At 61.5% G+C, this 25,519-nt stretch carries 20 protein-coding genes, 1 tRNA gene and 2 pseudogenes; 6 read left to right on the forward strand and 17 right to left on the reverse strand.

The window, feature by feature from the left end:
* Nucleotides 1-600, reverse strand: a complete 600-nt coding sequence (locus tag AC0L2X_RS23990) for an ANTAR domain-containing response regulator (protein ID WP_473557657.1) — start codon at nt 598-600, stop codon at nt 1-3.
* Nucleotides 601-691: 91 nt separating this feature from the next.
* On the opposite strand from AC0L2X_RS23990, the pseudogene AC0L2X_RS23995 reads away from it, so the two are divergent.
* Nucleotides 692-1,049: pseudogene (locus AC0L2X_RS23995) on the forward strand (ABC transporter permease); the annotation flags it as partial.
* 120 nt (nt 1,050-1,169) lie between these two features.
* Here the strand turns inward: AC0L2X_RS23995 and AC0L2X_RS24000 are convergent.
* From AC0L2X_RS24000 to AC0L2X_RS24060, 13 genes and pseudogenes are all read right to left on the reverse strand, one after another.
* Complete coding sequence (locus tag AC0L2X_RS24000) at nt 1,170-2,120, reverse strand: hypothetical protein (protein WP_473557658.1); 951 nt, start codon at nt 2,118-2,120, stop codon at nt 1,170-1,172.
* 79 nt (nt 2,121-2,199) lie between these two features.
* Nucleotides 2,200-3,153 carry a three-Cys-motif partner protein TcmP gene (gene tcmP / locus AC0L2X_RS24005; RefSeq protein ID WP_473557661.1) on the reverse strand — a complete coding sequence of 318 codons (954 nt, stop codon included), beginning with the start codon at nt 3,151-3,153 and terminating at the stop codon, nt 2,200-2,202.
* The gene (gene tcmP, locus AC0L2X_RS24010; protein WP_473557663.1) at nt 3,072-3,440 is read right to left on the reverse strand and encodes a three-Cys-motif partner protein TcmP; all 369 of its coding nucleotides are present in this window, start codon (nt 3,438-3,440) and stop codon (nt 3,072-3,074) included. The genes tcmP (AC0L2X_RS24005) and tcmP (AC0L2X_RS24010) overlap by 82 nt, the downstream gene beginning before the upstream one ends.
* 27 nt (nt 3,441-3,467) lie before the next feature.
* A complete protein-coding gene (locus AC0L2X_RS24015; protein WP_473557665.1) occupies nt 3,468-4,244 on the reverse strand; it encodes a DUF5131 family protein in 777 nt (258 codons plus the stop codon).
* A 113-nt stretch (nt 4,245-4,357) separates the two neighbouring features.
* Nucleotides 4,358-5,029, reverse strand: a complete 672-nt coding sequence (locus AC0L2X_RS24020; protein ID WP_473600410.1) for a hypothetical protein — start codon at nt 5,027-5,029, stop codon at nt 4,358-4,360.
* Nucleotides 5,030-5,199: 170 nt separating this feature from the next.
* The gene (locus tag AC0L2X_RS24025; protein WP_473600411.1) at nt 5,200-5,982 is read right to left on the reverse strand and encodes a hypothetical protein; all 783 of its coding nucleotides are present in this window, start codon (nt 5,980-5,982) and stop codon (nt 5,200-5,202) included.
* A 353-nt stretch (nt 5,983-6,335) separates the two neighbouring features.
* Nucleotides 6,336-7,007 (reverse strand): annotated as a pseudogene (locus tag AC0L2X_RS24030) (ATP-binding protein); the annotation flags it as partial.
* Between the two features lie 23 nt (nt 7,008-7,030).
* Nucleotides 7,031-7,450: a hypothetical protein gene (locus AC0L2X_RS24035; protein WP_473557672.1), complete on the reverse strand. Its 420-nt coding sequence runs from the start codon at nt 7,448-7,450 to the stop codon at nt 7,031-7,033.
* A 48-nt stretch (nt 7,451-7,498) separates the two neighbouring features.
* Nucleotides 7,499-8,020, reverse strand: coding sequence for a hypothetical protein (locus AC0L2X_RS24040; RefSeq protein ID WP_473557674.1), 522 nt, complete (start codon nt 8,018-8,020; stop codon nt 7,499-7,501).
* A gap of 319 nt (nt 8,021-8,339) precedes the next feature.
* On the reverse strand, nt 8,340-9,839 hold the full coding sequence (locus AC0L2X_RS24045) for a helicase HerA domain-containing protein (RefSeq protein ID WP_473557677.1): 1,500 nt from the start codon (nt 9,837-9,839) through the stop codon (nt 8,340-8,342).
* Between the two features lie 199 nt (nt 9,840-10,038).
* Nucleotides 10,039-10,833, reverse strand: coding sequence for an alpha/beta fold hydrolase (locus AC0L2X_RS24050; RefSeq protein ID WP_473557679.1), 795 nt, complete (start codon nt 10,831-10,833; stop codon nt 10,039-10,041).
* 172 nt (nt 10,834-11,005) lie between these two features.
* Complete coding sequence (locus AC0L2X_RS24055; protein WP_473557681.1) at nt 11,006-13,042, reverse strand: response regulator; 2,037 nt, start codon at nt 13,040-13,042, stop codon at nt 11,006-11,008.
* Nucleotides 13,043-13,094: 52 nt separating this feature from the next.
* Nucleotides 13,095-18,806 carry a HAMP domain-containing protein gene (locus AC0L2X_RS24060; protein ID WP_473557844.1) on the reverse strand — a complete coding sequence of 1,904 codons (5,712 nt, stop codon included), beginning with the start codon at nt 18,804-18,806 and terminating at the stop codon, nt 13,095-13,097.
* A gap of 44 nt (nt 18,807-18,850) precedes the next feature.
* Between AC0L2X_RS24060 and AC0L2X_RS24065 the strand changes: the two genes are divergently transcribed.
* Nucleotides 18,851-19,396, forward strand: coding sequence for a hypothetical protein (locus tag AC0L2X_RS24065; protein WP_473557683.1), 546 nt, complete (start codon nt 18,851-18,853; stop codon nt 19,394-19,396).
* Nucleotides 19,397-19,631: 235 nt separating this feature from the next.
* On the opposite strand, the gene AC0L2X_RS24070 is transcribed toward AC0L2X_RS24065, so the two are convergent.
* Together AC0L2X_RS24070 and AC0L2X_RS24075 are read right to left on the reverse strand one after the other, a co-directional pair.
* Nucleotides 19,632-19,707: transfer RNA gene (locus AC0L2X_RS24070), tRNA-Ala, on the reverse strand.
* Nucleotides 19,708-19,870: 163 nt separating this feature from the next.
* On the reverse strand, nt 19,871-20,260 hold the full coding sequence (locus tag AC0L2X_RS24075) for a TIGR02300 family protein (protein WP_023676282.1): 390 nt from the start codon (nt 20,258-20,260) through the stop codon (nt 19,871-19,873).
* A 195-nt stretch (nt 20,261-20,455) separates the two neighbouring features.
* On the opposite strand from AC0L2X_RS24075, the gene aroA reads away from it, so the two are divergent.
* The 4 genes from aroA to rpsA all read left to right on the forward strand — a co-directional run bounded on the left by aroA (nt 20,456) and on the right by rpsA (nt 24,689).
* The gene (gene aroA / locus AC0L2X_RS24080; RefSeq protein ID WP_473600412.1) at nt 20,456-21,814 is read left to right on the forward strand and encodes a 3-phosphoshikimate 1-carboxyvinyltransferase; all 1,359 of its coding nucleotides are present in this window, start codon (nt 20,456-20,458) and stop codon (nt 21,812-21,814) included.
* A complete protein-coding gene (locus AC0L2X_RS24085; protein WP_473557687.1) occupies nt 21,814-22,140 on the forward strand; it encodes a hypothetical protein in 327 nt (108 codons plus the stop codon). The genes aroA and AC0L2X_RS24085 overlap by 1 nt, the downstream gene beginning before the upstream one ends.
* A complete protein-coding gene (gene cmk / locus AC0L2X_RS24090; RefSeq protein ID WP_473557690.1) occupies nt 22,137-22,787 on the forward strand; it encodes a (d)CMP kinase in 651 nt (216 codons plus the stop codon). Before AC0L2X_RS24085 ends, cmk begins: the two co-directional genes overlap by 4 nt.
* 204 nt (nt 22,788-22,991) lie before the next feature.
* The gene (rpsA, locus tag AC0L2X_RS24095) at nt 22,992-24,689 is read left to right on the forward strand and encodes a 30S ribosomal protein S1 (RefSeq protein ID WP_023676278.1); all 1,698 of its coding nucleotides are present in this window, start codon (nt 22,992-22,994) and stop codon (nt 24,687-24,689) included.
* 106 nt (nt 24,690-24,795) lie between these two features.
* Here the strand turns inward: rpsA and AC0L2X_RS24100 are convergent, their stop codons facing one another.
* Nucleotides 24,796-25,503, reverse strand: a complete 708-nt coding sequence (locus tag AC0L2X_RS24100; RefSeq protein WP_352464463.1) for an SDR family NAD(P)-dependent oxidoreductase — start codon at nt 25,501-25,503, stop codon at nt 24,796-24,798.
* Between the last annotated feature and the right edge of the window lie 16 nt (nt 25,504-25,519).

The following is a 25,519-nucleotide window of genomic DNA, read 5'->3' on the forward strand; positions in this document are numbered from 1 at the left end:
TCAACTCTCCTCGGGATCCAGAAGGCCTGCCGCCGTCACCAGGCTATGGGCGATTTCGGCGATCTTGCGGTTCTGGTTCATGGCGGTCTTGCGCAGCAGCGTATAGGCCGCGTCCTCCGACAGGCCGCGCGACTTCATCAGTATGCCCTTGGCGCGATCGATCACCTTGCGGCTTTCCAATTCGCTGCGGGCCTCTTCCAGTTCGCGCGCCATGCGCGAAAACGCATTGAAGCGGCTGATCGCCATGTCGAGGATCGGCTTGACGCGCTCCTGGCGCAGCCCGTCGACGACATAGGCCGAGACCCCGGCTTCCACCGCGGCTTCGATCGACGCCTGGTCCGAGCGGTCGACGAACATGGCGATCGGCCGCTTCACCACGCGTGAAAGCTGGAACATGTTTTCGAGCATGTCGCGGTTGGGATTTTCGAGGTCGATGACGATCACATCGGGTTCGATCTCGGCGATCCGCCGCGCTATGCCGGCGACGTCGTGGATGACCGTGACCTGCTGATGCCCGGCCTCCCGCAGTCCCGCTTCGATTATCGAAGCGCGGATGTGGTTTTCATCGATCACCAGGACAGTGAGGGATTTGCGGATCATGCCGCATTTTGCGCAGGCGAGACGATTGTGCAATGCGGCATGGCGAGATTCACGGAAACAAGGCGGTGCGCCGCCTGAGGAGTTGGATGCGGCGACTGGCGACAACGAACGGGCAACTCGCCTGTCCGGCGTCTGCTCCTGGCAGGCGATCACCGTGCCCTACATCATCTCGAGCGTGCTCGCCGGCACTGCTCTACATCAGCCTAATCAAGGCGCTGTCGCTCGCCGAACCGCTGGTGCTGCCTTAGGTGACCGCCGCCGTCGTCGGGGAACCGCGATTTTCGGCGGCCGCGGCGGCTACACCGGCACCATATCGAGGCGCTGATCCTCACAGTGCTGACGCACCCTGCTGACGATCTTGCAGATGATCGAGGGGCGAGAAGGGTATTGTTCGGGCTGATCGTGCGGTTTGTGACAGCGGCTTATTGCGGATAATTGAGGACCGGTAGGGAGGGCTGACGCGGGGCTACTTTGACCTTAATATCTCCCGATTGAATGCACTTTGGATAGCCAACTTTCCAGCGGACGTTGGGAACGGCCGCTTACTGGCGGCACGTTGGATCGGAAAACTAGGGCCGCCGCACGAACTTCTGAGCTGAGGCGCGGATCTGCCCTTGGGTGTCCGGTGCAAGCCTTAGAAGCACGTGTCGAAGCACCCCCTGAGGCGACGAAAGCCAGTCGCCAAACGTCCTGGCCCGCCAATCCACATTGTCGCCATAGACCATGCCGACCGTCCAGGTTCTTTGTTCCATAAAGAGCGGTAGCTTGCCACTAAGACTTGCGCAGGCTCCGGCGGCAATGTCGGGAATGCTCGCTAAGTCCTCAATCCAATCGGGCAAGTTATTGGCGTCCGTGGTCATAAAGTTCTGATCAGCGGAATTGCGGCGGCCGGTTAGCCCCACGGTTAGATAGGTCGCAAGGCGGCTAAAACGGTCGCGTTTGTCGAAAGTGTCGAGGGTTTCATCGTGATCGCTGACCCAAAGCGAGCGCTGGTCTTCACGGCGTAGGCCCGCCTGAATCATCGCGATGAACAGGGCCAGCCGGTAGATCTTCTCAATACTGTTTGGCGAGGAGCCTGGGACAAAGCAGTCATCGAGCACCGCCGCAAGCGCCTGGGGTCCACCATCGATAAAGCTTCCGACCCGGTTGTCAATCATGACTGTCACGAGATTAGCTGGGAGAGCTCCGGCAATTTCCAGGAAATGCGGATAGGCGCGCCGACGCATGGGTTCACGTAATTGCTTGAAAGATATTCGACGTTTGTCGGGAAGCCATCTGTCGCGAAACGCCTCGCGTAGAGGCAGCCAGTCTTGTAGACTATCCCAGGTTGTGATTAGGAACGAGTAGACTTCATGGGTCGCCTGGCTGTGCTGACCGGAATAATCGCTAAAAATTACTTGCAAGCCCTCATCGACAGGCCACAGTAGATCGCCAACGTTGCCTTCGGTGATTTCGATAGCCTTGCTTAGCAAGTTGGCATAACCCGCCGGCGGAACGTCGAAGGCTTGCCAGACACTCATGCCGGTCGCTCCCTGGTCAGCAAAGGATGATCATTTGCCGGACGACCAGACGGCGGTCTAGACAGCCGAACTGGCACGATTAGGACTTCGGCTTGTTGCCGAACAGCATGAAGAACGACCTTTGATTCTTCAGCCGAAGCGTATCGCCGACGGAGACTTGGTGAATCTTGCGCCTGACGCCACCAGCAGGCGTGACTACTTCTAGGTCTTCGTTCTCCAGCATCGCACTGTGGATGTCGTCCTTGTGGGCTGGCGTCGCGCTGTAAGCAGTTGCATAAAAGTCCCCAACTAGCATGGCGTCCCCCGACTCTGCTACAAAACGTGGAATGTCGGAAAGCAGCTTGAGCTTAGCTTCCGCGCGATCCTCGGCTTCGAAAAGATAAAGGCCGCCCTCCTTGGCAGGGTCATAGTGCAGCATGTGAAGCCCCGGTAGCCCGAAGTGCGCTTGGGTGCCATTGTCGTGCAGAACGTCGTTATAGACCTGACGAGCCCGATAGTTGTTGGCGAAGTGGATCAGCCAATATCGCCAACCTTTCGGATTGGTGATCGAGAACGGACTGACGTATGGGGCGCAGTTATGAAACGCCTCAAACACAATGCGCTCGGCCGCGCCGAGCCAGGCCTCATTGCTCGCGATCCCGTCTATCGCCCGCAGGTCCGTCGGATTGATATCGAGATGTCGAATTTGTTTTGCCATCAACTCCGGATTGGTTCGGCTCAGGAACGTCAAAAGGCTATCGATGGCGAAGGTGTAGAAGATTTCCACCGACGGGGTGGATCGCATAATCTCACCAATTGTGGCAACGTCAACCTGGACGTGACCGCATTGGTCGAGGTTCCAGAGGACGTTTCGAAAGCGCCCGGCAATGAGGTTCTTGACGAACGGATAAGCCTCTTCAAACTCACTGCTTAGGTAGGTGACGCTGAGGAGCAGTTTTGGGCAGGTCGACTTTAGAGCGCCGACCAGCGGCTCACAGTATCCTCGCAGGATTCCGTAACGCCCGGCGTGGCATCGTTGAGAATCAAGAGGCACTCGATCTCCACCGTGCCGAGACCTTGGCCGACTCGGCGGATGTTCACCGCGTCCAGCGCCCTCTGAAGCTCTTCGATGAAGATGATCGGCGAACCGGCGGCACCGCAAGCATAGCGACCTCCGCCGGAAAAGCCGTCAACCACAGCGAGGCGAAATTTGCTCTGCTGTGGATTCTGACAGCGCACGGTGATGTACTGATAAAAGTATTCACGGAGGATCTTATGTTTCCGACGACTATGCTCGTCCAGTATAGCCCCATTCTCCCAAGCGTACGCCTTCTTGACCATTCCCGCTCCAGATTGACGCTTCCCTGGCTATGCCCCCAAGGCGGCAGGCATCTCGTTCCAGGTCCGTCCCCGATACTCACGACCGTTTGCCTTCTTGGAACGCTTCTTATTGTCCTTGCCCCAAGTGCCCCACTGCTTAAAGAAAAACGCGGTGCTGTAGATATAGCATTGCATGTATATCTCATCGATCCAGTTCTCGCGGATCGGTCGCGCGTTGCGTCCGCTCTCTCCGCCGACGATCGCCCAATGAACGCCAGTCAGGTCTACGGCGCCCACGGGCCCTATGAGCGGCTCAAACGAAATAAAGCGAATTGCGGCTGGCACAGTCCGCAGACTATCAATTCGAGAAATGACATCGGTGCTCTCGACGCTCGTCCCGAGCCAAACGTTGGGGAGGATGTCGGGAATGGCGTGAGCGACGACCTCCGCCATTCGCTCAGGGCGTTTGGTGAGTATCTGGTAGCTGTGCTGTGGTGTCTCTCGCATGACCCGCCAAACATCGACGATAAACTCTTCGCTGACGGAGTCATGGAAAAGGTCACTCATTGAGTTGACGAAGATCTTGCGCGGCTTTCTCCACGCGTAAGGAATGGTCAGCGACGCGCGATCTTCCCGTACTACTCCATTCCAGATGGTGCGCTTGCCGCTGTTACGGGTTAAGCCCTCATACTTCGGGGCGCCCATGGCTTCCAGACGGCGTGCCATTTGCATGGCGTAGCAATTGGTGCAACCAGCCGTGACGATGGAGCACCCTGCGACTGGGTTCCATGTGGCATCAGTCCACTCGATCTGGGTCTCGGCCATCGATCTTTACTCTTCCATTACTGTTCCAGTGACTTGACGTGCATCGGATAATCAACTCCAAACAGAAATTTTCCTTTACCATGCCGGATTTACCTTGGCGTCGATTGACAGCGTTATTTTTGGCTTCGGCGAGGCCCCGATCGGATAGGATCGGGGCAAAGCTCGTGAAGCTCTGACCTTACCGCAGCTACATCGCCGGGTTCCAGATCGATCATCGCGAAGAACTTGCGTCCGAATCCGCCGAACGACGTGCCAAGAACCTTGCCTTCCAACCAATCCTTGATGATGAACCGGTCATGCAAACCGCCCGAACTGAAATGGCGAACATTGCGACCTTCCTTTAATAGCCGGAAGACTGCCGGCCGGACCTTGCTATTATAGCTGTTGGTATAGAGATCGATCCGCTTGGCCGATGACGGAAACAGCCCGACCAATGCCTCCGCGTAACTTTCGATATCTGGATACATTTCCGTCGCGTTGAACTGGAGAAGATAGGGATCGCACACTGTCACTTCTGTGGCGCCCCTCAGCCAATGGCGCAGCCGATCCATCCCATCAGAAGCGTCCGTCAGGTTCGCCCTGACGATCATTTCCAGCCTGACATGTTGCTTGTCAGGGACTGCCGCAAGGCTAGCTGGTTCCGCCCTCAAGCGCTCGCACAAATGCACAAGAGTCGCCTCGAATTCTCGGGACATTAGCAGGCTAGGCCCGGGTTTGCCGCTTCTGATCTGCGCAATGCAGGCCTCGAACAGCCGTAGGCAATATGATCGCAGATCGTCGTTCACGTATTCCCCTTCAAGATCAGATAGCGACCGGCTTGCCTGTTTCCGGTCGCAAAGGCCGATCGTCATTGAGCAGTTACTTTATCCTGAGGATTGTCGAAGACAGGTAGGGGCAGACGCCCAGAGAGGCGAGCCTACAGCATGCTCCGCCCGGATGGGTACCGAATTCGATATTACCTCTGACGACTTCCTTTGATAATATTTGCTCTAATTAGATCGATTGCGTCGGGTCCAGTAGCAATTGCCGGCAGACCATCAATGAATTCGTGTCCCGCCTCGACCGGGAAAACGGACATCTCGCCCAATCCTGACTCTATGACCTCTTTTACGAAAGATTGGAGATCGTCTTCCATTGGCGCAGAAGCTCGAGAAACAAATCCCGCAATCAGATCGCAAAGCTGCAAGGATGCGCTTTCGTGACTCCTCTCGCTCCTGGTGGAGATCACAGGGATTGGTAGCCGAAGTGTCTTTTCTCCAACGTGGATAACTTCCGCGGGCAAAGCAGGAATGGTGATCATCGTCCATCGGTCGCTGCGACCAAAGAAATGAATGCTCTCGTCGTGAACTACTTCGAAAGATCCAGAATGCTGATTCTGCCAGTGCCCCATGCAGGCAACAATCGCCGTGACATGGATATCATTTGAGTCGTCCAACGATTCGAAATCTTCCTGATCAAGCCTCCCAGTCCCCTCGAGCATTAGTTGGAGGAAATTTTCGACACCATCTGGGCAATTTTCGATACCCTCCTCAAGCTTACGACGAAGCGCATGTGCAGTTGCCACGTCAGGAGCACGGGCGAAGTCATTGTATGCCAAGAGAAGCGCGTCCGAAGCAGGCCTTTCTAAAAGGTGTTCGAATGCGAATGCCATCATGTTCGCGAAGCGAGCGGCATAGTTGTCACGATAGAAATCGTAGCCTTGCGAATGCAGCATTGGCTCGATGAGATGATCGACCATTTTGCAGACCACGGTGAAACGCTTGCTGATCTTTGCCGCGCAGAATCGATGAGGCTGTCGGCCAACCTCTCTTGCGAAATTGATGAAGCCTCGCGAACCTGTGGCCGCCTAAGCAGCTTGCTGGCCTTGAGTTCGCGCCCCTGGCTTCGATGGAAGCAGCGATCGAGTATCCCTTGTGCCTCTCGCTCAGGGATATCAGTGCTACCAATTGAAAAGTACGGCTGATCCAAGTCAAGCAACTGCGTTCCCGTCTGTCCACTCTCATCAAAATAGACTTTTGTGATAGTCGTCACAGTCTCTGTTCCTTTGCCATTCGATGACGGGGGGAGTCTGCCCATCAGTTGCTCTCGGCGTTAGCGCGCCAACCTCCCCTGCTCCATCTCCGCTGCATTCGGATCCCCCGGTGCGGTCGCCCAGGCGAGCTCCACCAGCATCACCGTCCGCCGTCCAACCCCGTCAAGCTGGCAGACGATCAGCCCCTGCTCCTCGATATAGGTCAGCAGGCGCCGGGCGCGGCGTAGCGAGTGCGAGCCGTAGGCGCGGGCGATCGCTGCGTCGCTCGGGCAGGGCCAGCCTTCCTTGGCGGCGCGGGCGATCATCATGAAGACGCCCTGCATATCCTCGGGCAGCAGCGAGGCGCGCGCCGAGACATCCTGCCATGCGTCGTCGCCGGCCATGTCGGAGCCAAGGCCGGCGCGGGCGCGGGTCAGCATGCGGCGGAATTCGGCCAAGTCCGGCACGACCGCGGCGAAGCCCTCTATGCGGCAGCGGACGACGAACTCCTGGTAGAGCACGCCAATGACGCGGAAGCCGGCGTCGGGCTGCGCCAGCACGGCGCGCAGCACCCGGTCGACGCGCTCGCGCCGCTCCGCCAGATCCTCGGCGCTGACCGGCGGCTCCGCCGGTTCGGGGCGGATTTCCAGCGCCGCCGATTTTGCCGCCATCAGCTGATCGAGCAGGTCCGGCGACGAGCGGCGCTGCGGCCGGACGGTTTCCGGCGGCGGGGCCGCCAGGATGATGGCGCGGGGGGCTCTGCTTGGCTTGCCGGTCACACAAACACGATAGGGTTTTTCTCGCGCCGTGCCATGCGGATCAATTCCGATAGTCCATCGGCAAATTCCCGAACCCATGCGTCGGTGCTGGATTCGAGCAGCCGCAATTCGCGCTCAAGCTCGACAAAGCTCGGCTCCCCGATGACGTCTCCGACACTGCAGGCTGAAAAAAGGACAATCCGTTCCAAGGCCGAGCCTTCGCCGAGAAGGCCGGCAATCACCTCCCCAAGCGCGGCGACGTGGGCGATGTTTCCGACACGCCAGTCGCACACCGTCACAGCGTCCCAGGTGAGATTTGCGCCCTCGGGATGAACCACCTCGCATTCGCCCGTTGTCGGTTCCCGCTGAAAGCGATAGCCGGGGAATTCCCGCTCCATGGTCGAAGCGCTTTTGAAAACTGCCACGTCGAGACCCATTCCGATCCTCCGGCTAGCCAAAACAGGCGCGCAGCAGCGTGAGCGGACTTAGCGATCGGGTAGCTCGGCCCAAAGCTTCTTCGCGAAGCCCCGTTCGTCGAGTTCCCACAGGTCGTCTGCTATCTCAGCTTGGCCGTTGCGGCATCGATAGGAATAAACGGTATCGTGACCCGTCGCGACGGCCGGAACGTCTTGCGCGTTTGGATTCTGCCGGCAGAACTCATCCGCACCAGGATTGTCGCGTGCTGCGTTCATCTTGGTGCAGGGCAGGTTGGCGCCGATGAAGCAGACCATGACCTTGCCGTCCATGCAGCGATATTGGGCCTGTGCCCGCAGTTCGGAATCGTCCGGCGCAATTTGAGCGTCCGGAGCCAGCGCCTTGAAAGCCTGGACCGTTTCGTCACGAAGCGCGGGCGAATAGTCCTGGATCGTGTCGTTGTTGCGCACCTGGTGGCACAATTGGCGCATGTCGGCAGCCTCCGCTTTCGTGACGCCGAGCGCGGCAAGGCTGAGCAGGGCTCCAACCAGCCATGCCGCAGCGCCGGTGTTCAAAAAACGGGACATTTTCATCGCAAACCTCCTTCGAAAATGCGCATGAAACCGCTCGCGACTTGCCGCCACAGAGTAGACACTTGAGCAAGAGTATCAGGATAGCGCGCAATTTGACCGCCACCAGCCAGCAGACGGTCCCACCGAGGCGGCGGCAAGCTGCAGAATAGCCAGCATCAGGATTTTCTCCGCTGGGAGACGGCATGGATGCTCTCAGGGCGCATGTACCCGATCATCACCGTGACCGCGCCGGCAATGTAGAGCCGTAGCGGCTTTCTGCCGATCAGCCCGCCGCCGTACCTCGATCCCAATCAGTGCGTCGAGCAGCGTGGCGCCAATCTCACACGACCAACCTCCCCTGCTCCACTTCCACCCCATTAGGATCCCCCGGCGCCGTCGCCCAGGCCAGCTCCACCAGCGTTACCGTCCGCCGTCCAACCCCGTCGAGCTGGCACACGATCAGCCCCTGTTCCTCGATATAGCTCAGCAGGCGGCGGGCGCGGCGTAGCGAGTGCGAGCCGTAGGCGCGGGCGATCGCCGCGTCGCTCGGGCAGGGCCAGCCCTCCTTGGCGGCGCGGGCGATCATCATGAACACGCCCTGCATATCCTCGGGCAGCAGCGAGGCGCGCGCCGAGACGTCCTGCCAGGCGTCGTCGCCGGCCATGTCGGAACCGAGGCCGGCGCGGGCGCGGGTCAGCATGCGGCGGAACTCGGGCAGGTCGGGCACGACCGAGGCGAGGCCCTCGATGCGGCAGCGGACCACGAACTCCTGATAGAGCACGCCGATGACACGGAAGCCGGCATCGGGCTGCGCCAGCACGGCGCGCAGCACCCGGTCGACGCGCTCGCGCCGCTCCGCCAGATCCTCGGCGCTGACCGGCGGCTCCGCCGGTTCGGGGCGGATTTCCAACGCCGCCGATTTTGCCGCCATCAGCTGATCGAGCAGGTCTGGCGACGACCGGCGCTGCGGCCGGATGGTTTCCGGCGGCGGGGCCGCCAGGATGATGGCGCGTGCATCCTCCAGTGCCGATTCCGGCAGCGGCATCAGGCGCGGGGTCGCATTGCGCGGACTTGTATCGGTCGGGCCGATGCGCAGGCCGAGCGGACGGCGCGACAGCGCCGGGCCGAGCGCCATGAATTGCCCGCGCTCGAGGTCGCGAAAAGCCTCGGCCTGGCGCCGCTCCATGCCGAGAAGGTCGGCGGCGCGCGCCATGTCGATATCGAGAAAGGTCCGGCCCATGAGAAAATTGGAAGCCTCGGCGGCGACGTTCTTGGCGAGCTTGGCCAACCGCTGGGTGGCGATGATGCCGGCCAGCCCGCGTTTGCGGCCACGGCACATCAGATTGGTCATGGCGCCGAGCGAGAGCTTGCGCGCCTCGTCCGAAACCTCGCCGGCCACAGCCGGCGCGAACAGCTGCGCCTCGTCCACCACCACCAGCATCGGGTACCAGTGGTCGCGGGCGACCTCGAAAAGCCCGCCGAGGAAGGCGGCGGCGCGGCGCATCTGGTTCTCGGCGTCGAGCCCCTCGAGATTGAGCACCGTGGAGACGCGGTGGATGCGCGCCCGCTCGCCGGCGCTCTGCAGGCCGCGTTCGGTATGCTCCTCGGCATCGATCACCAGATGGCCGAAACGGTCGCCGAGCGTCACGAAGTCGCCCTCGGGGTCGATGATCGTCTGCTGCACCCAGGGCGCGCTCTGCTCCAGGAGCCGGCGCAGCAGATGGGATTTGCCGGAACCCGAATTGCCCTGCACCAGAAGCCGCGTCGCCAGCAGTTCCTCAAGATCCAGCGCCGCCGGGGCGCCTGCGCTCGTCTGGCCCATCTCGATCGCAACGGTCATGTCTCGACTCTCCTTGCGGAGAGGGCTTATCAACCGCATCACAGCCCGTCGAGCGCGCCATGGCCGACGCTCCTTGTTGCGCACAGGCTGGATGCTGCCAGGTCAACGATACGAAACGTACCGTTTCGATTCAAGACTGCCACTAAGGAGTGGATTCCTGTCCTTCGCATCGGCTACCGGATAGAGGCGCCCGACGCGGTCATTGACGCGGTGGAGATCGAGCGGCCAACCCCGATTTTTTGCGGGCATTTGCCCGCTCCTCCAGGTCTCGCCAGAAGCCAAGCACTGTCGCCACGATCGCTTCCGGCGCGTCCTCCTGCATAAGATGCTTCGCGTTCGGCACGACGTGGAAGGAAGCGCTCGAAATGCGGCGCGCGAGCTCGCGACCGTCGGCGATGGGAATCCACTGGTCGTCCTCGCCCCACAGGATGGCAACGGGGCAACGAATCTCACCGTATCGCCACTCGACCTCTTGCGAGTATTTGTCATCCATCTGAGCGACCTGGCGCCAGAAGGCTTTTTGGCCTTCGGCTCCCAGCCACGGCGCGAGGTAAAGCGCCATCTCTTCCTCGCGTAGCGCATTCGCTACGGCGCCGCCGATGTAGGCGCGCAGGATCGCTTCGTGAATGTAGTGCGGGAGGCCGGAAAAGACCGTCTCGTGTTTCTTGGCGGCCTGAACAAGTGGTGAGCCTTGCGGGCTGATTGCGACCGGATCGATCAGCACCAGCGACCGGTAGTCGAGCCCGTTGAGCAAATGACCGCGCAACGCTGTTGAGCCGCCGAGATCATGCGCAACGATATCGGGGTCACGCAGGCCCCAATGATCGTAAAGGGCCGCGAAAAGCTCGTTCTGCATGCCACGGGACACGTCGCTGTCGGGTTTGTCGGATCGACCATAGCCGAGCATGTCAAAGCAATAGATTCGCCTCTGTTGGCCGAGCAAAGGCGCAATTCTACGCCATGCCGACGATGAGAAAGGCGTGCCATGCAGCAATACCGCGGGTCAGCCCTCGCCCATCGCGCCCCAGGCGATCGAGTTCCCTTGAAAGGTGAAGCGTTCAGGAAGAGGCCAGTCCGCTGTCGCCATCAGTCTTTCCTCCGATCCTAACGCAGCTAACGACCTATCCAACGACAACCTGTACGTCAGGTTCCAATGGTCCGCTTCTTCACCGGCTGGGCCTGCTTGGCCCTCTGCGAGCCGGTGCGGCCGCTGCAAGAATGCTCTCCATCAGGTCCTTTTCGCGCAGTGGTTTGCCGAGCAGCGGCACGTCGGGGGGCCGGTCGGCGATCGCGTCGGCGTCGGCATATCCGGTTATCATCACCGCCGGCCAATCGGCTCGCAGATTGCGGGCGAACCGAATGACCTCCAGGCCCGAGACGAGCGGCATGGCAAAATCGGTGACGATGACGTCGAAATCGTACGGCGCCCGCTCGATCATCGCCAGCGCTTCCGCACCGCCCCCCGCACAGGTCACCGCAAAGCCATGTTGGCGAAGCGATTGCGCCGTCAGTTCCCGCAATACGCTGCTGTCGTCGATCAGCAGGACCGACGGATAGTCCTCGCCGGCATTCCCGACGGTGTCGTCGGCATCGGATTTCTCGGCGATTTCCACCGGCCGCTCGATTGAACGCGGCAGCCAGAGCTGGACGGATGTTCCACTGCCGACGGTGCTCTCGATGCGGAGCGTGCCGCCCGATTGCTTGACGAAGCCATGCACCGTGCTCAGACCGAGGCCAGTGCCTTTGCCGACCGGTTTTGTCGTGAAGAACGGTTCGACGACCTTGGCGAGAATGCCGGCCGGTATGCCCGACCCCGTGTCCTTGACGGTGACCACGACATAGTCGCCCGCCGAAATATCCTCAGCTGCACTGCCTAGCGTTCGATTTTGCGCCTCCACGATTATCGTGCCGCCGGACGGCATGGCATCGCGCGCGTTGAAGACCAGGTTCATCAGCGCCAGCTCCAGCTGGCTGGCATCGACATGCGCCGGCCACACAGTGTCGTCGACAAGCCAATCGAAGCGGATCAGGCCGCCCAGGACCGGGGCCACCAATCCGTTCATTGTATCGCCGAGCGCGGCGAGGCGCACGGCCTGCGGCCTCAGTGTCTGGCGGCGCGAGAAGGCAAGCATGCGGTTGACGAGCTCGGCGCCTTGTTTTGCCGACCGGCGCGTCAGTTCCAGAACCTGCCTGGCCTGTCCATCGAACTCGGCGTGGCGCTCGAGCAATCCCAATCCGCTGAGAATTGCTGCAAGCAGATTGTTGAAATCATGCGCCAGGCCGCCGGTAAGCTTGCCGATCGCGTCGAGGCGCTGCGACTGCAGCAACTGGTTCTCAAGCTCGCGCCGCTCGGTAACGTCCAGCAACGTGCCGAGGATCTCGGGCTTTTGGCCGTCGGAGCCGTTCGACAGGACGCCCTGGTCGAGGAAAATCCGGTAGTTGCCGTCGGCGCATTGCCAGCGGAATTCGCAGGTGTAGGAGCCGGTGGCCTTGGCTGCGAGCAGGACCTCCCTCACTCTCGACAGATCGTCGGGATGAACCCGGCTCAGGCCGAAGTCTGGATCGGCGGTCAGCCGTTCGGGAGGAAAGCCGGTCAGGCGTTCGACCCCTTCGGTGACAAAGCTGGCGCCGAACGGCGGCTCCGCCGCCCTTGCGTGGAAGCAGACCGGAAGGGAGCTCAAAATGGCATGCTGCCGCTCCTGGGCGCTGCGCAGCGCCCGCTCGGCCTCGAGCTTTTCCTTCTGCGCCTGCAGTGCCTGGGCCAGCAGCCCTTGCTCGGCAGCCGCCTTTCGCTGGATTTCGAGCGTCTTCTCATGAAGTTCGACGAACACGGCGACCTTGGAACGCAGCATGGCCGGGTCGAAGGGCTTGAACACGTAATCCACCGCGCCGGCGTCATAGCCACGCAGCATGTGGGCGTCTTCCTTGTTGATGGCGGTAAGAAAAATTATCGGCGTTCGCCTGGATTGCTCGCGCTGGCGGATCAGTCCCGCCGTCTCGTAGCCGTCCAGCCGGGGCATCAGCACGTCCAGCAGGATGACGGCGAAATCCTCCTTCAGCAGAGCGCGCAGCGCCTCTTCGCCCGACTGCACGCAGACGACATCACCGATAGGCGCCAGAACCTCGCCGATCGCCAGCAGATTGCGTTCATCGTCATCCACGGCCAGGATGCGCGCCTTTGCCGGCCCCGCTGCCGGCGCCATGACCTCCAGCTTTCTTGCTCCGTGCCTCGACAGTTTCTGCATCGAGCGGCCGTCAGTTCACTGCCATGAGCGTCTTTTCCGGACCATGGACACGGGATCGCGAACGGCCGATCCAGACACGCAGCAATGCCAGCAGCAGATCGAGGTCGACAGGCTTGGCGATGTAGTCGGAGGCGCCGGCGTCGAGGCACTTCTGCCGATCGCCCTTCATTGCCTTGGCGGTGACCGAGATCAACGGGATATGGGCGATCGCCGGCATGCCGCGGATCTGCCGCATCGTCTCGTAGCCATCCATTTCCGGCATCATGATGTCTATCAGTGCGGCATCAATGTCCGGGCTCTGCTCCAGAAGCGCAATACCTTCCCGGCCGCGCTCCGCATGCAGCACCTGGATGTCATAGGTCTCGAGAACGCTGGTAAGCGAATAGATGTTGCGGATGTCGTCGTCGACGATGAGGACCTTTGCGCCGGCCAGGTCGAATTTGTCCGGCTGTTCGGCTGCCACATCATCGTTTTCGTGGCCTCGCCCGGGGAGCGTTGCGGATAGCAGGAGAGCCAGCTGCGCGAAATTCTCCGCCCGCGGAACATCCGCCAATGGCGGATGCAAGGCGAGCGACTGTTGCAGCGCTTCCGGATGCGGCGCAAAGAACAGCAGCCGCGACACCGACTGCCCGAACAGGACGGCAATCTCGTCCAGCATCTGGGCGTTGTCCTTGGCCGAGCGGCCAAAGCCGAGCACAATTGCATCATAGTTGGCGATGCCGATATCGTCCGCATTCGCCGCGACGCGGCCGATCGCGGTGACCGAGGTGACGCCGTCGCGGATCGCGTCGATCAGCGAAAGGCGGCGCTCGGGATCGGGATCGGCAATCAGGACGCGGCTCTGGACGCGGAGCTTTCTGGAGTGAATGTCCTGGAAGACCTTCATCAGTTCGTCCGACGACACGGGCTTGGTTGAAATGCTGGAGGCACCCTTGCGGGCAAGCACCTCGATGTCTTCGGCGCCCGAGATGACATGGACGGGAATGTCCTTGGTTTTCGGGTCATGGCGAAGCAGATCGAACAACACCCAGCCGTCGATATCCGACAGGCCGAGATCGAGCGTGATCGCGTCGGGAACCAGCTTGCGGGCCAAAGCCAGCGTGCCGGAGCCGGCGGTCGACAGGACGCCTTTCAGCCCGGCCGAACGCGCGAGGCCGAGCAGCAAACCGCCGAAGGTCGGGTCGTCCTCGACGATCAGCACGACCCGATCTTCCGGTGAGATCGTATCACGATCATCGAGCAATTCGGAGGATGGCGGGCTCGGCTGCGCTGTCGTCGCGGCCACCTCCATCGCCGGCAGCAACGCCGCTTGCGGGGCCAAGGCCATCCGGGGTCCGTCGAATGGAATGACCAGCGTGAACGTCGAACCCTTGCCCGGCGTGCTCTCGACCCGCAATTCGCCGCCGAGCAGCCGGGCGATCTCCCGGCTGATCGAGAGCCCAAGCCCTGTGCCGCCATATTTGCGGCTTGTGGTGCCGTCGGCCTGCTGGAAGGCTTCGAAGATCAGCTTCTGCTTGTCCTGCGGAATACCGATGCCGGTATCGGTGACCACGATCGCGAGCGCCTCCATCGGTTGCGCCGAACCGTTGTGACGGCCCGTCTTTTCGGCCCGGAAATTCAAGCGGACCTCGCCTTGCGAAGTGAATTTGAACGCGTTCGACAGCAGATTGAGGACGATCTGCTGCAACCGCTTCTCGTCGGTGCGGACGGTCTCCGGAAGCTCTGGATCGACGTTGATGGTGAAGCCAAGTCCCTTGTCGGTCGCCAGCTGCCGGAAGGTTCGCTCCATATGCTGGCGAAGATGCACCACCGGCATGTCGTTGATATCGATCGAGACGGTGCCCGATTCGATCTTCGACAGGTCGAGGATGTCGTTGATGAGGCTCAAAAGGTCGGTGCCGGCCGAATTGATGGTGCGGGCGAACTCGACCTGCTTGTCGTTGAGATTGCCCTGCTGGTTGGTTGCGAGCAGGTTTGAAAGGATGAGCAGCGAGTTCAGCGGCGTGCGCAGCTCGTGGCTCATATTGGCGAGGAATTCCGACTTGTATTTCGAGGTAAGCGCCAGCTGCTCGGCCTTCTCCTCCAGCGCCCGCCGCGCCATCTCGATTTCGAGGTTCTTGTTCTCCACCTGCTTCTTTTCGTTCTCGAGCAGCTGTGCTTTTTCCTGCAGCTCCTCATTGGTGGCGTGCAGCTCCTCCTGCTTCTTGGTCAACTCGGTCTGACGCGCCTGCAGCTCCGAGGTCAGCAGCTGTGACTGCTTGAGCAGGCCTTCGGTGCGCATGGTGGCGGCGATGGTGTTGAGAACGATACCGACGGATTCCATCAGCTGGTTGAGGAACGACTGGTGCGTGTCGCGGAATTCGCTGAACGAGGCGAGTTCGATGACGGCCTTCACCTCGTCCTCGAACAGAGCCGGAAGAATGATCACGTTCGCTGGCGCTGCATTGCCAAGGCCGGACGTGACGCGCAGGAAATTCGGCGGCACATTGTCCAGCATGATGGCGCGCTTGTCGGCGGCACTCTGCCCGACAAGGCCTTCGCGCAGATCGAGGCGTTGCTTGATCTCCGCCTTGCTTTCGGCGCCATAGGAGGCGGCGAGTTCCAGATAGAATTCATCCTCGTCGCGGTTGGTCACGTAGAACACGCCATATTGCGCATTCACCAGCGGGGCGAGTTCGGACATGATCAGACGCGAAACCGTGGCCAGGTCGCGCTCGCCCTGCAGCATGCGCGAGAAGCGGGCGAGATTGGTCTTCAGCCAGTCCTGCTCGGCATTCTTCAGCGTCTGGTCCTTCAGATTGCGGATCATCTCGTTGATGTTGTCTTTCAGCGCCGCGACCTCACCGGAGGCCTGGACGCTGATCGAGCGGGTCAGATCGCCCTTGGTCACCGCCGTCGACACTTCGGCGATGGCGCGCACCTGGGTGGTCAGGTTGGCGGCGAGCTGATTGACATTGTCGGTCAGGTCGCGCCAAAGGCCGGCAGCGCCGGGCACCCGGGCCTGGCCGCCGAGCTTGCCTTCGATGCCCACTTCGCGGGCGACGTTGGTCACCTGGTCGGCGAAGGTCGCCAGCGTCTCGATCATGCCATTGATGGTGTCGGCGAGCGAGGCGATCTCGCCCTTGGCATCGACCGTCAGCTTGCGCTTGAGATTGCCTTGCGCGACCGCGGTCACGACCTCGGCGATGCCGCGCACCTGGTTGGTCAGGTTCGTCGCCATCAGGTTGACGTTGTCGGTCAGGTCCTTCCAGGTGCCGGCAACGCCCTCGACCCGCGCCTGGCCGCCGAGCTTGCCCTCGGTGCCGACCTCGCGGGCGACACGCGTCACTTCGCCGGCAAAGGAGTTCAGCTGGTCGACCATGGTGTTGATCGTCGATTTCAGCTCCAGGATCTCGCCCTTGACGTCGACGGTGATCTTCTTCGACAGGTCGCCGCGCGCCACAGCCGTCGTCACTTCGGCGATGTTGCGGACCTGGCCAGTCAGGTTCTCGGCCATCGAATTCACATTGTCGGTCAGATCCTTCCAGGTGCCGGCAACGCCGCGCACCTGCGCCTGGCCGCCGAGCTTGCCTTCGGTACCGACCTCGCGGGCCACACGCGTCACCTCCGAGGCAAAGGAATTCAGCTGGTCGACCATCGTGTTGATGGTGTCCTTGAGCTCGAGGATCTCGCCGCGAACATCGACGGTGATCTTCTTCGACAGGTCGCCCAGCGCCACCGCCGTGGTCACCTCGGCGATGTTGCGCACCTGACCGGTCAGGTTGGCAGCCATGGCGTTGACGTTGTCGGTCAGGTCCTTCCAGGTGCCGGCAACGCCGCGCACCTGTGCCTGGCCGCCGAGCTTGCCGTCCGAACCGACCTCGCGCGCCACGCGCGTCACCTCGGAGGCGAAGGAATTCAGCTGGTCGACCATCGTGTTGATGACGTCCTTGATCTGCAGGATCTCGCCCAATGCATCGACCGTGATCTTCTGGGTCAGGTCGCCGGTCGCAATTGCCGTCGCCACTTTGGAGACGTCGCGCAATTGCACGGTCAGATTGCCGGCCATGGCGTTGACGTTGTCGGTCAGGTCCTTCCAGGTGCCGCCGACGCCCTCGACATGCGCCTGGCCGCCGAGCTTGCCTTCCGACCCCACTTCGCGCGCCACACGCGTCACTTCCGAGGCGAAGGAGTTGAGCTGGTCGACCATCGTGTTGACGGTGTCCTTGAGCTCAAGGATTTCGCCCTTGACGTCGACGGTGATCTTCTTCGACAGGTCGCCGCGGGCAACGGCGGTCGTCACCTCGGCGATGTTGCGGACCTGGCCGGTCAGGTTGGCGGCCATCAGATTGACGTTATCGGTCAGGTCTTTCCAGGTGCCGCCGACCCCCTTCACCTCGGCTTGGCCGCCGAGCTTGCCCTCGGTGCCGACCTCGCGCGCCACGCGCGTCACTTCGGACGCGAAGGAGTTCAATTGATCGACCATCGTGTTGATGGTGTCCTTGAGCTCGAGGATTTCGCCTTGCACCGCGACAGTGATCTTCTTCGACAAGTCGCCCGAAGCGACGGCGGTCGTCACCTCGGCGATGTTGCGGACCTGGCCGGTCAGGTTCTCGGCCATCGAATTGACGTTGTCGGTCAAGTCCTTCCAGGTGCCGGCAACGCCGCGCACCTGAGCCTGGCCGCCGAGCTTGCCCTCGGTGCCGACTTCGCGGGCGACGCGCGTCACTTCGCCGGCAAATGAGTTCAGCTGGTCGACCATGGTGTTGATGGTCGATTTCAGCTCGAGGATCTCGCCCTTGACGTCGACCGTGATTTTTTTCGACAGGTCGCCAAGCGCCACAGCCGTGGTCACCTCGGCGATATTGCGCACCTGGCCGGTCAGGTTTTCGGCCATCAGGTTGACGTTGTCGGTCAGGTCCTTCCAGGTGCCGCCGACACCTTCGACGCGCGCCTGACCGCCGAGCTTGCCTTCTGTACCGACCTCGCGCGCAACGCGTGTCACTTCCGAGGCAAATGAATTGAGCTGGTCGACCATCGTGTTGATGGTATTCTTGAGCTCGAGGATTTCGCCCTTTACGTCGACGGTGATCTTCTTCGACAGGTCGCCGGAAGCGACGGCGGTCGTCACCTCGGCGATGTTGCGCACCTGCCCGGTCAGGTTCGTCGCCATGGCGTTGACGTTGTCGGTCAGGTCCTTCCAGGTCCCGGCCACACCTTTCACGCGGGCCTGGCCGCCGAGCTTGCCTTCGGTGCCGACCTCGCGCGCCACGCGCGTCACTTCCGAGGCGAAGGAGGCCAGTTGCCCGACCATGGTGTTGACGATCTTGCCGATGCGCAGGAATTCGCCGCGCAACTGCCGGCCGTCGATTTCGACCATCATCGTCTGCGACAGGTCGCCCTTGGCGACCGCGCCGATGACGCGCGCCACTTCGGCCGTCGGCTGAACCATGTCCTCAATCAGATCGTTGACGGAACGGACGCTCGATTCCCAGCTGCCGGTGGCGTTGCGGACACGGCCGCGCTCGCCGATCCGGCCATCCTTGCCGACGACCTTGCTGAGGCGTTCGAACTCGCGCGTGACCTGATCGTTGAGTTCTACGATTTCGTTGAAGGTATCGGCGATCTCGGAATCGAGGCCGGCGTAGACATTGTCGATGCGAACAGAGAAATCACCGCTCCGAAAAGCCTTCAGCGCGTTCAGTATTTGACGGTGATCCAATTGCCTTGTGGATGCAAGCACGCTCACAGCGCCCCTCCCAGCTCACGGATTTCCTGAATGTCCTGGTGAAACTGTCCCCTGCGGCCGACACAACTCCCCGCAAGCGCAACAACGCGGCATGCTCGATTTGGTTCCAGACGAAATTGCCGCTATGCGGTCGGAATTTCGTGGCCGAATTCATGAAACGACGAGCAACAAAGATCCATTGTGATTGTATCGATCAATATTTCTGCCCAACGGAACATCTCGAAAAAACTCTCGTTGGTATAGATCGCGATAGAGCGATGCAACTCGATGGAGACACTAAGATGATGAAAATTCTCTCTGCATCCATACTTGCTATCGGCCTGGCCACATCTGCCATGGCACAATCGATGGGCTCCGGGACCAGTGGCACCGATGGCAATACCGGCGTCAACACAGGCACTTCCGGCGGCAACACCGGGACCGGCAGCGCAACTACCCCGAACACGATCGATCCGAACGCAACGAACGCCACGCCGCAGACAAACGGTATGGAGGACCGCTGCAAGGATACGGCGGGCAGCGATACCGACAACAACACCCCCAGCGGCGCTATGACGTCGGACATGCAGAACTGCAACAAGTAACGGAGTTTTGCTCAGCCGTCATTTTCAGCCCGCTGCCTGGTCCAGACCCGGTGCTCGCGGTTCAAACTGCAGCCGGAAAAATGCACTGACCGGGCGCGGGCTCACTCACTTTTGAATGAAGCCGCGAGCCCAAGCCGGGCGGCCAATCATACTTGTTTATGTCTCAGCTAGGTTCCGCGATAGGCGGCGGCCAGCCCGGGACGGGCGGCCGTTCTGCGATTTTCGCGGCGAGAACTGGTGGAGCCAATCGGAATCGAACCGACGACCTCTTGAATGCCATTCAAGCGCTCTCCCAACTGAGCTATGGCCCCACTCCGGCAGTTCACCGGCGCCGTTTCCGGCGAAGAGATCCGGCGCGGGTTCTAGACCGCGCCGCTAGTGAAGGCGGCTTCTAACCCCGCCTTCAGTCAATATCAAGTCTTCAATAACCGCTTTTTCTAGGCAGAGCGGCGATTGCCGGCGAATGCGGTTCGCTCAGACTTCGTCGTCGTCCTCGCCGACGCCGATCATGTCGGCAACGTCGTCGTCTTCTTCCTCCTCGTCGGCGAGGAACGTGTCATCCTCGTCATCGCCAAGGTCGACGTCGTCCTCGTCGTCGCCGAGATCGGGAAGCTCATCGGCCTTCGCGTCCTCGTCCGCCTCTTCGAGCGAAACGACCTCGACGCCCTCTTCCTCTTCGGCGTCCACTTCCTTCTCGGCAACTTCCTCTTCCTCCTCGAGGGCGGCGATCTTGCCTTCCTCGAAATAGGAGCGCGGATAGCTCTTGCCCGTATAAGGCGAGACGATCGGGTCCTTGTTCAAGTCATAGAATTTTCGACCGGTCTCCGGGTCGATACGTTTGGTGCCAAGTTCGGGTTTTGCCACAGCAAGCCTCGTCGATGAAAGTTTGGTCCCCTTAACCAGAGTTTACGGCGCTGTCAAAGCGAAAAGCCGGCGTCCCAAAAAGCTTGAATTCGAAGGCCTTCGTACCAAGGGGATGACCATTTCGGTCCGCCATGATAGGAGACCGCGCAAACCAGACGAAAATGGCCGGCCGCCGGCGTTTCCCAGGAAAGAACCATGTCGCACACTGCCGCCCCGAAGCAGGCCACCGCCCGCAAATCATCTGGCCTTTCAGGCGCGGCACGGGTGCCGGGCGACAAGTCGATCTCGCACCGCTCGTTCATGTTCGGTGGCCTGGCCTCCGGCGAAACCCGCATCACCGGACTGCTGGAAGGCGAGGACGTAATGCGTACGGGCGCTGCCATGAAGGCCATGGGCGCTCATATCGAGAAGCATGGCGCTGAGTGGGTGATCCGCGGTACCGGCAACGGCGCGCTGCTGCAGCCGGAAGGCCCGCTCGATTTCGGCAATGCCGGCACGGGCTCACGCCTCACCATGGGCCTGGTCGGTACCTATGACATGGAAACCACCTTCATCGGCGACGCCTCGCTGTCCGGCCGGCCGATGGGCCGCGTGCTCGAACCACTGCGCCAGATGGGGGTGCAGGTGCTGAGGGCGACGCCCGGCGACCGCATGCCGATCACGCTGCACGGGCCCAAGCACGCCGCGCCGATCACCTACCTCGTGCCGATGGCCTCGGCGCAGGTGAAGTCGGCGGTGCTGCTCGCCGGGCTGAACACGCCTGGCGTCACCACCGTGATCGAGCCTGTCATGACGCGCGACCACACCGAAAAGATGCTGAAGGGATTCGGCGCCAATCTGTCGGTCGAGACCGACGAACGCGGCGTGCGCCACATCTTCATCGAGGGCCAGGGCAAGCTCACGGGACAGACGATCGCGGTGCCGGGCGACCCCTCGTCGGCCGGCTTCCCGCTGGTGGCGGCGCTGATCGTGCCGGGTTCGGACATTGCCATCGAAAACGTGCTGATGAATCCTACCCGCACCGGCCTCTTGTTGACGCTGCAGGAAATGGGCGCCCGGATCGAGATACTCGACCGCCGTAATGAAGGCGGCGAGGACGTCGCCGACCTGCGCGTGCGTTATTCCGAGCTGAAGGGCGTCACCGTACCGCCCGAACGGGCGCCGACCATGATCGACGAATATCCGGTGCTTGCCGTGGCGGCCAGCTTCGCCGAGGGCGAGACGCTGATGCTTGGGCTGGAAGAGCTGCGGGTGAAGGAATCCGACCGGCTGTCGGTAGTGGCCGAAGGGCTGAAGCTCAACGGCGTGGACTGCAGCGAAGGCGAGGCCTCGCTTGTGGTGCGTGGAAAGCCGGGCGGCAAGGGCCTCGGCCAGCATCCCAACGGACAGGGCACCATCGTCCAGACCCATCTCGACCACCGCATCGCCATGAGCTTCCTGGTGATGGGGCTGGCGACGGAAAAGCCGGTAACCATCGACGATCAGGCGATGATCGCAACGAGCTTTCCGGAATTCATGGGGCTGATGAAGGGGCTGGGCGCGGAGATCGATTGATGCTGCGAGACTTGCTGGCTGTAGCGGGATATCTAGGAGCTGCGCTGGTCCCGTATCTGATCGAACGCCTCGTTTTCAAAGAGCGATTTGGTATTTTCGCTCTTCTTTTCTGGCTTCTGGCCCTTCAATTTATGACCATCTACCTGTCATTTTATGCAGCCCGGTTTCTCGGAAATAGCGACTGGGTCTTCCTTGCCGGTCTTTTCAACGCGTTTGGAGCAATGGCCTTCATGACAATCGGCGTAATACCTTTCATTGCGTTGCCGTTATCGGTTTTGATCGCCTTGGCGGTACTGACGTCCCGTCTGTTCAGTCAAACTAGATGACCTCAACCTTCACCATCGCCATTGACGGACCTGCCGGTGCTGGCAAAGGCACTCTGGCCCGGCGGCTGGCCGATCACTACCGGCTGAACCTGCTCGACACCGGCCTTACCTATCGCGCGGTGGCGCATGCGCTGCTCCGGCTCGGCCTGCCGCTCGACAATGTCTCGGCCGCTGAAACGGCGGCTCACCAGGTCGATCTGGCAAAGCTCGACCGCGCCGTGCTTTCGGCACACGCGGTCGGCGAGGCGGCCTCGAAAGTCGCTGTGTTCCCAACCGTGCGGCGCATCCTGGTCGAAAAGCAGCGCGCCTTCGCAAAAACCCCACCGGGTGCGGTGCTCGACGGCCGCGACATTGGCACTGTCGTCTGTCCCGATGCCGACGTAAAGCTCTATGTCACGGCCACTGCCGAGGTGCGGGCAAAGCGGCGGCTGGACGAAATCGAGAGCATCGGCGGCACTGCCAATTTCGATGAAATCCTTGCCGATATCGTGCGCCGCGACGAGCGCGACATGGGCCGCATGGACTCGCCCTTGAAGCCGGCCGCCGATGCGCACTTGCTCGACACGTCGGAAATGGCTATAGAGGCCGCGTTTCTGGCGGCTCAGGCGATCATCGACGACGTCCTGGCCAAGAGAAACGAAGCCTGAGCCGGGTTTTCCTGCCGCCGCCGATTGCCGGCGACAAAAGAATTCCCATCTTGGGCGTGAACCAGCCTGCCAGCATTCTTCCTGCGCCGGAATTGCCGCTCAAGGGCGGCCAAGGGCTTTTTGCCCGGAACGCCGGCAGGCCAACGCAACGCTAACCCACGGCGCCCGCCCCGCGACAGATTGCGGGGCATTCCAGGAGAAACTATGTCAGTTGCAAACCCCACTCGCGATGATTTCGCGAGCCTGCTCGAAGAATCATTTTCCGCCGGCCATTCCGGCGAAGGCCAGGTCGTCAAGGGCATCATCACCGCCATTGAGAAGGACATGGCCATCATCGACGTCGGCCTCAAGGTCGAAGGCCGCGTGCCGCTGAAGGAATTCGGCGTCAAGGGCAAGGACACGACGCTCAAGGTCGGCGACACGGTCGAGGTCTATGTCGAGCGTATCGAGAACGCGCTTGGCGAAGCCATGCTGTCGCGTGAAAAGGCCCGCCGCGAAGAGAGCTGGGTCCGTCTGGAAGAGAAGTTCACCAAGGGCGAACGCGTCGAAGGCGTCATCTTCAACCAGGTCAAGGGCGGCTTCACCGTCGACCTCGACGGTGCCGTGGCTTTCCTGCCGCGCAGCCAAGTCGATATCCGCCCGATCCGCGACGTCTCGCCGCTGATGCACAACCCGCAGCCTTTCGAGATCCTCAAGATGGATCGCCGCCGCGGCAACATCGTGGTGTCGCGCCGCACCGTGCTCGAGGAAAGCCGCGCCGAACAGCGTTCGGAAATCGTGCAGAACCTCGAAGAAGGCCAGGTGGTCGAAGGCGTCGTCAAGAACATCACCGACTATGGTGCGTTTGTCGACCTCGGCGGCATCGACGGCCTGCTGCACGTCACCGACATGGCATGGCGCCGCGTCAACCATCCGACCGAAATCCTCAATATCGGCCAGACGGTCAAGGTGCAGATCATCCGCATCAACCAGGAAACCCACCGCATCTCGCTCGGCATGAAGCAGCTCGAGAGCGATCCGTGGTCCGAGATCGGCACCAAGTTCCCGATCGGCAAGAAGATCAAGGGTACCGTCACCAACATCACCGACTACGGCGCATTCGTCGAGCTGGAGCCGGGTATCGAAGGCCTCATCCACGTTTCGGAAATGTCGTGGACCAAGAAGAACGTGCATCCTGGCAAGATTCTGTCGACAACGCAGGAAGTCGACGTCGTGGTGCTCGAAGTCGATCCGGCCAAGCGCCGTATCTCGCTCGGCCTCAAGCAGACGCTGGAGAACCCGTGGGAGGCCTTCGCGCGCAGCCATCCGGTCGGCAGCCAGGTTGAGGGCGAGGTCAAGAACAAGACCGAGTTCGGCCTGTTCATCGGCCTCGAAGGCGACGTCGACGGCATGGTCCACCTTTCCGACCTCGACTGGACCCGTCCGGGCGAGCAGGTGATCGAAGAGTACAATCGCGGCGACATGGTCAAGGCGCAGGTGCTCGACGTCGACATCGACAAGGAGCGCATCTCGCTCGGCATCAAGCAGCTGGCCAAGGACACGGTCGGCGAAGCCGCGACGTCAGGCGAACTGCGCAAGAACGCAGTCGTCACCTGCGAGGTTATCGGCGTGAAGGATGGCGGTCTGGAAGTGCGGCTGGTCGACAGCGGCATCGAGACCTTCATCAAGCGCTCCGACCTCAGCCGCGACCGCGACGAGCAGCGCCCCGAGCGCTTCACCGTCGGCCAGAAAGTCGACGCCCGCGTCATCGCCTTCGACAAGAAGACCCGCAAGCTGCAGGTCTCGATCAAGGCGCTGGAAATCGCCGAAGAGAAGGAAGCGGTCGCCCAGTACGGCTCAACCGATTCCGGCGCTTCGCTGGGCGATATTTTGGGTGCCGCGCTGAAGAAGCAGGGCAGCTAAGCCAACACCGCGCCTCGCGCGGGTTATAAACGAAACAAAAAGCCCCGCCGGAACGATCCCGGCGGGGCTTTTGCTTGTGACCTTTTGCTGGTGACGAACCGCAGGCTCAGGCCCGGCCGTAGAGTGGCACCAGCGTGCCGCTGATGGCCATGTTGGCCGGCGAGGCAAGGTAGGCAATGGCCTCGGCCGCCGCTTCAAGGCTGACCCATCTGCTGAAATCTGCGTTCGGCATGTCAGCCCGGTTGGCCGGCGTGTCGAGCGTCGAGGGCGCCACGGCGTTGACCAGGATGCCGTTGCCCTTCAGCTCTTCGGCCATCGCCACGGTCATCGCGGCGACCGCCGCCTTGGCGGCAGCGTAGGCCACCTTGCCGGAGCCGCGCCGCGGATCGAGCCCGGCTCGCGCGGTGACATTGACGATGCGGCCCGGCACGGAAGATTCCAGCATCGAGCGTATCGCCGCGCGGCAGCACAGGAAGGTGGTGCGGGCGTTGGTGTCCATCATCTCGGCGAAGGAGGCGGGCTCGATCTTCTCGACCGGCGCGGCGGTGAACCCGCCGGCAAGATGCACCGATGCCCATAAATCCGGAACGCTGGCATAGAAGGCGTCGACCTTGGCAGGGTCGGCGAGGTCGACATTATGAGCCAGCCTGACGCGGTCATGCGCCGGGAAGGGGAAATGCGCAGGCGCGGCAGCGTGGGCATTGGGCACATGGCAGATGGCGCCCTGCTCCAGCAGTTTTCCTACGACCGCGCCGCCAAGGGCACCGGTGCCGCCGGTCACCACGATATGTCTGCCGTCCAGTGTTTCCGTCATATTCGACCGCTCCGTC

The organism is Mesorhizobium sp. WSM4828, assembly GCF_055811175.1.

Bases quoted from the DNA above. Each gene is read 5' to 3' on its own strand.
- AC0L2X_RS23990 (WP_473557657.1), bottom strand. From the start codon at position 600: ATGATCCGCAAATCCCTCACTGTCCTGGTGATCGATGAAAACCACATC.
- AC0L2X_RS24000 (WP_473557658.1), bottom strand. From the start codon at position 2,120: ATGAGTGTCTGGCAAGCCTTCGACGTTCCGCCGGCGGGTTATGCCAAC.
- tcmP (WP_473557663.1), bottom strand. From the start codon at position 3,440: ATGGTCAAGAAGGCGTACGCTTGGGAGAATGGGGCTATACTGGACGAG.
- AC0L2X_RS24015 (WP_473557665.1), bottom strand. From the start codon at position 4,244: ATGGCCGAGACCCAGATCGAGTGGACTGATGCCACATGGAACCCAGTC.
- AC0L2X_RS24025 (WP_473600411.1), bottom strand. From the start codon at position 5,982: ATGGTCGATCATCTCATCGAGCCAATGCTGCATTCGCAAGGCTACGAT.
- AC0L2X_RS24035 (WP_473557672.1), bottom strand. From the start codon at position 7,450: ATGGGTCTCGACGTGGCAGTTTTCAAAAGCGCTTCGACCATGGAGCGG.
- AC0L2X_RS24040 (WP_473557674.1), bottom strand. From the start codon at position 8,020: ATGAAAATGTCCCGTTTTTTGAACACCGGCGCTGCGGCATGGCTGGTT.
- AC0L2X_RS24045 (WP_473557677.1), bottom strand. From the start codon at position 9,839: ATGACCGTTGCGATCGAGATGGGCCAGACGAGCGCAGGCGCCCCGGCG.
- AC0L2X_RS24055 (WP_473557681.1), bottom strand. From the start codon at position 13,042: ATGGCGCCGGCAGCGGGGCCGGCAAAGGCGCGCATCCTGGCCGTGGAT.
- aroA (WP_473600412.1), top strand. From the start codon at position 20,456: ATGTCGCACACTGCCGCCCCGAAGCAGGCCACCGCCCGCAAATCATCT.
- AC0L2X_RS24085 (WP_473557687.1), top strand. From the start codon at position 21,814: ATGCTGCGAGACTTGCTGGCTGTAGCGGGATATCTAGGAGCTGCGCTG.
- cmk (WP_473557690.1), top strand. From the start codon at position 22,137: ATGACCTCAACCTTCACCATCGCCATTGACGGACCTGCCGGTGCTGGC.
- rpsA (WP_023676278.1), top strand. From the start codon at position 22,992: ATGTCAGTTGCAAACCCCACTCGCGATGATTTCGCGAGCCTGCTCGAA.
- AC0L2X_RS24100 (WP_352464463.1), bottom strand. From the start codon at position 25,503: ATGACGGAAACACTGGACGGCAGACATATCGTGGTGACCGGCGGCACC.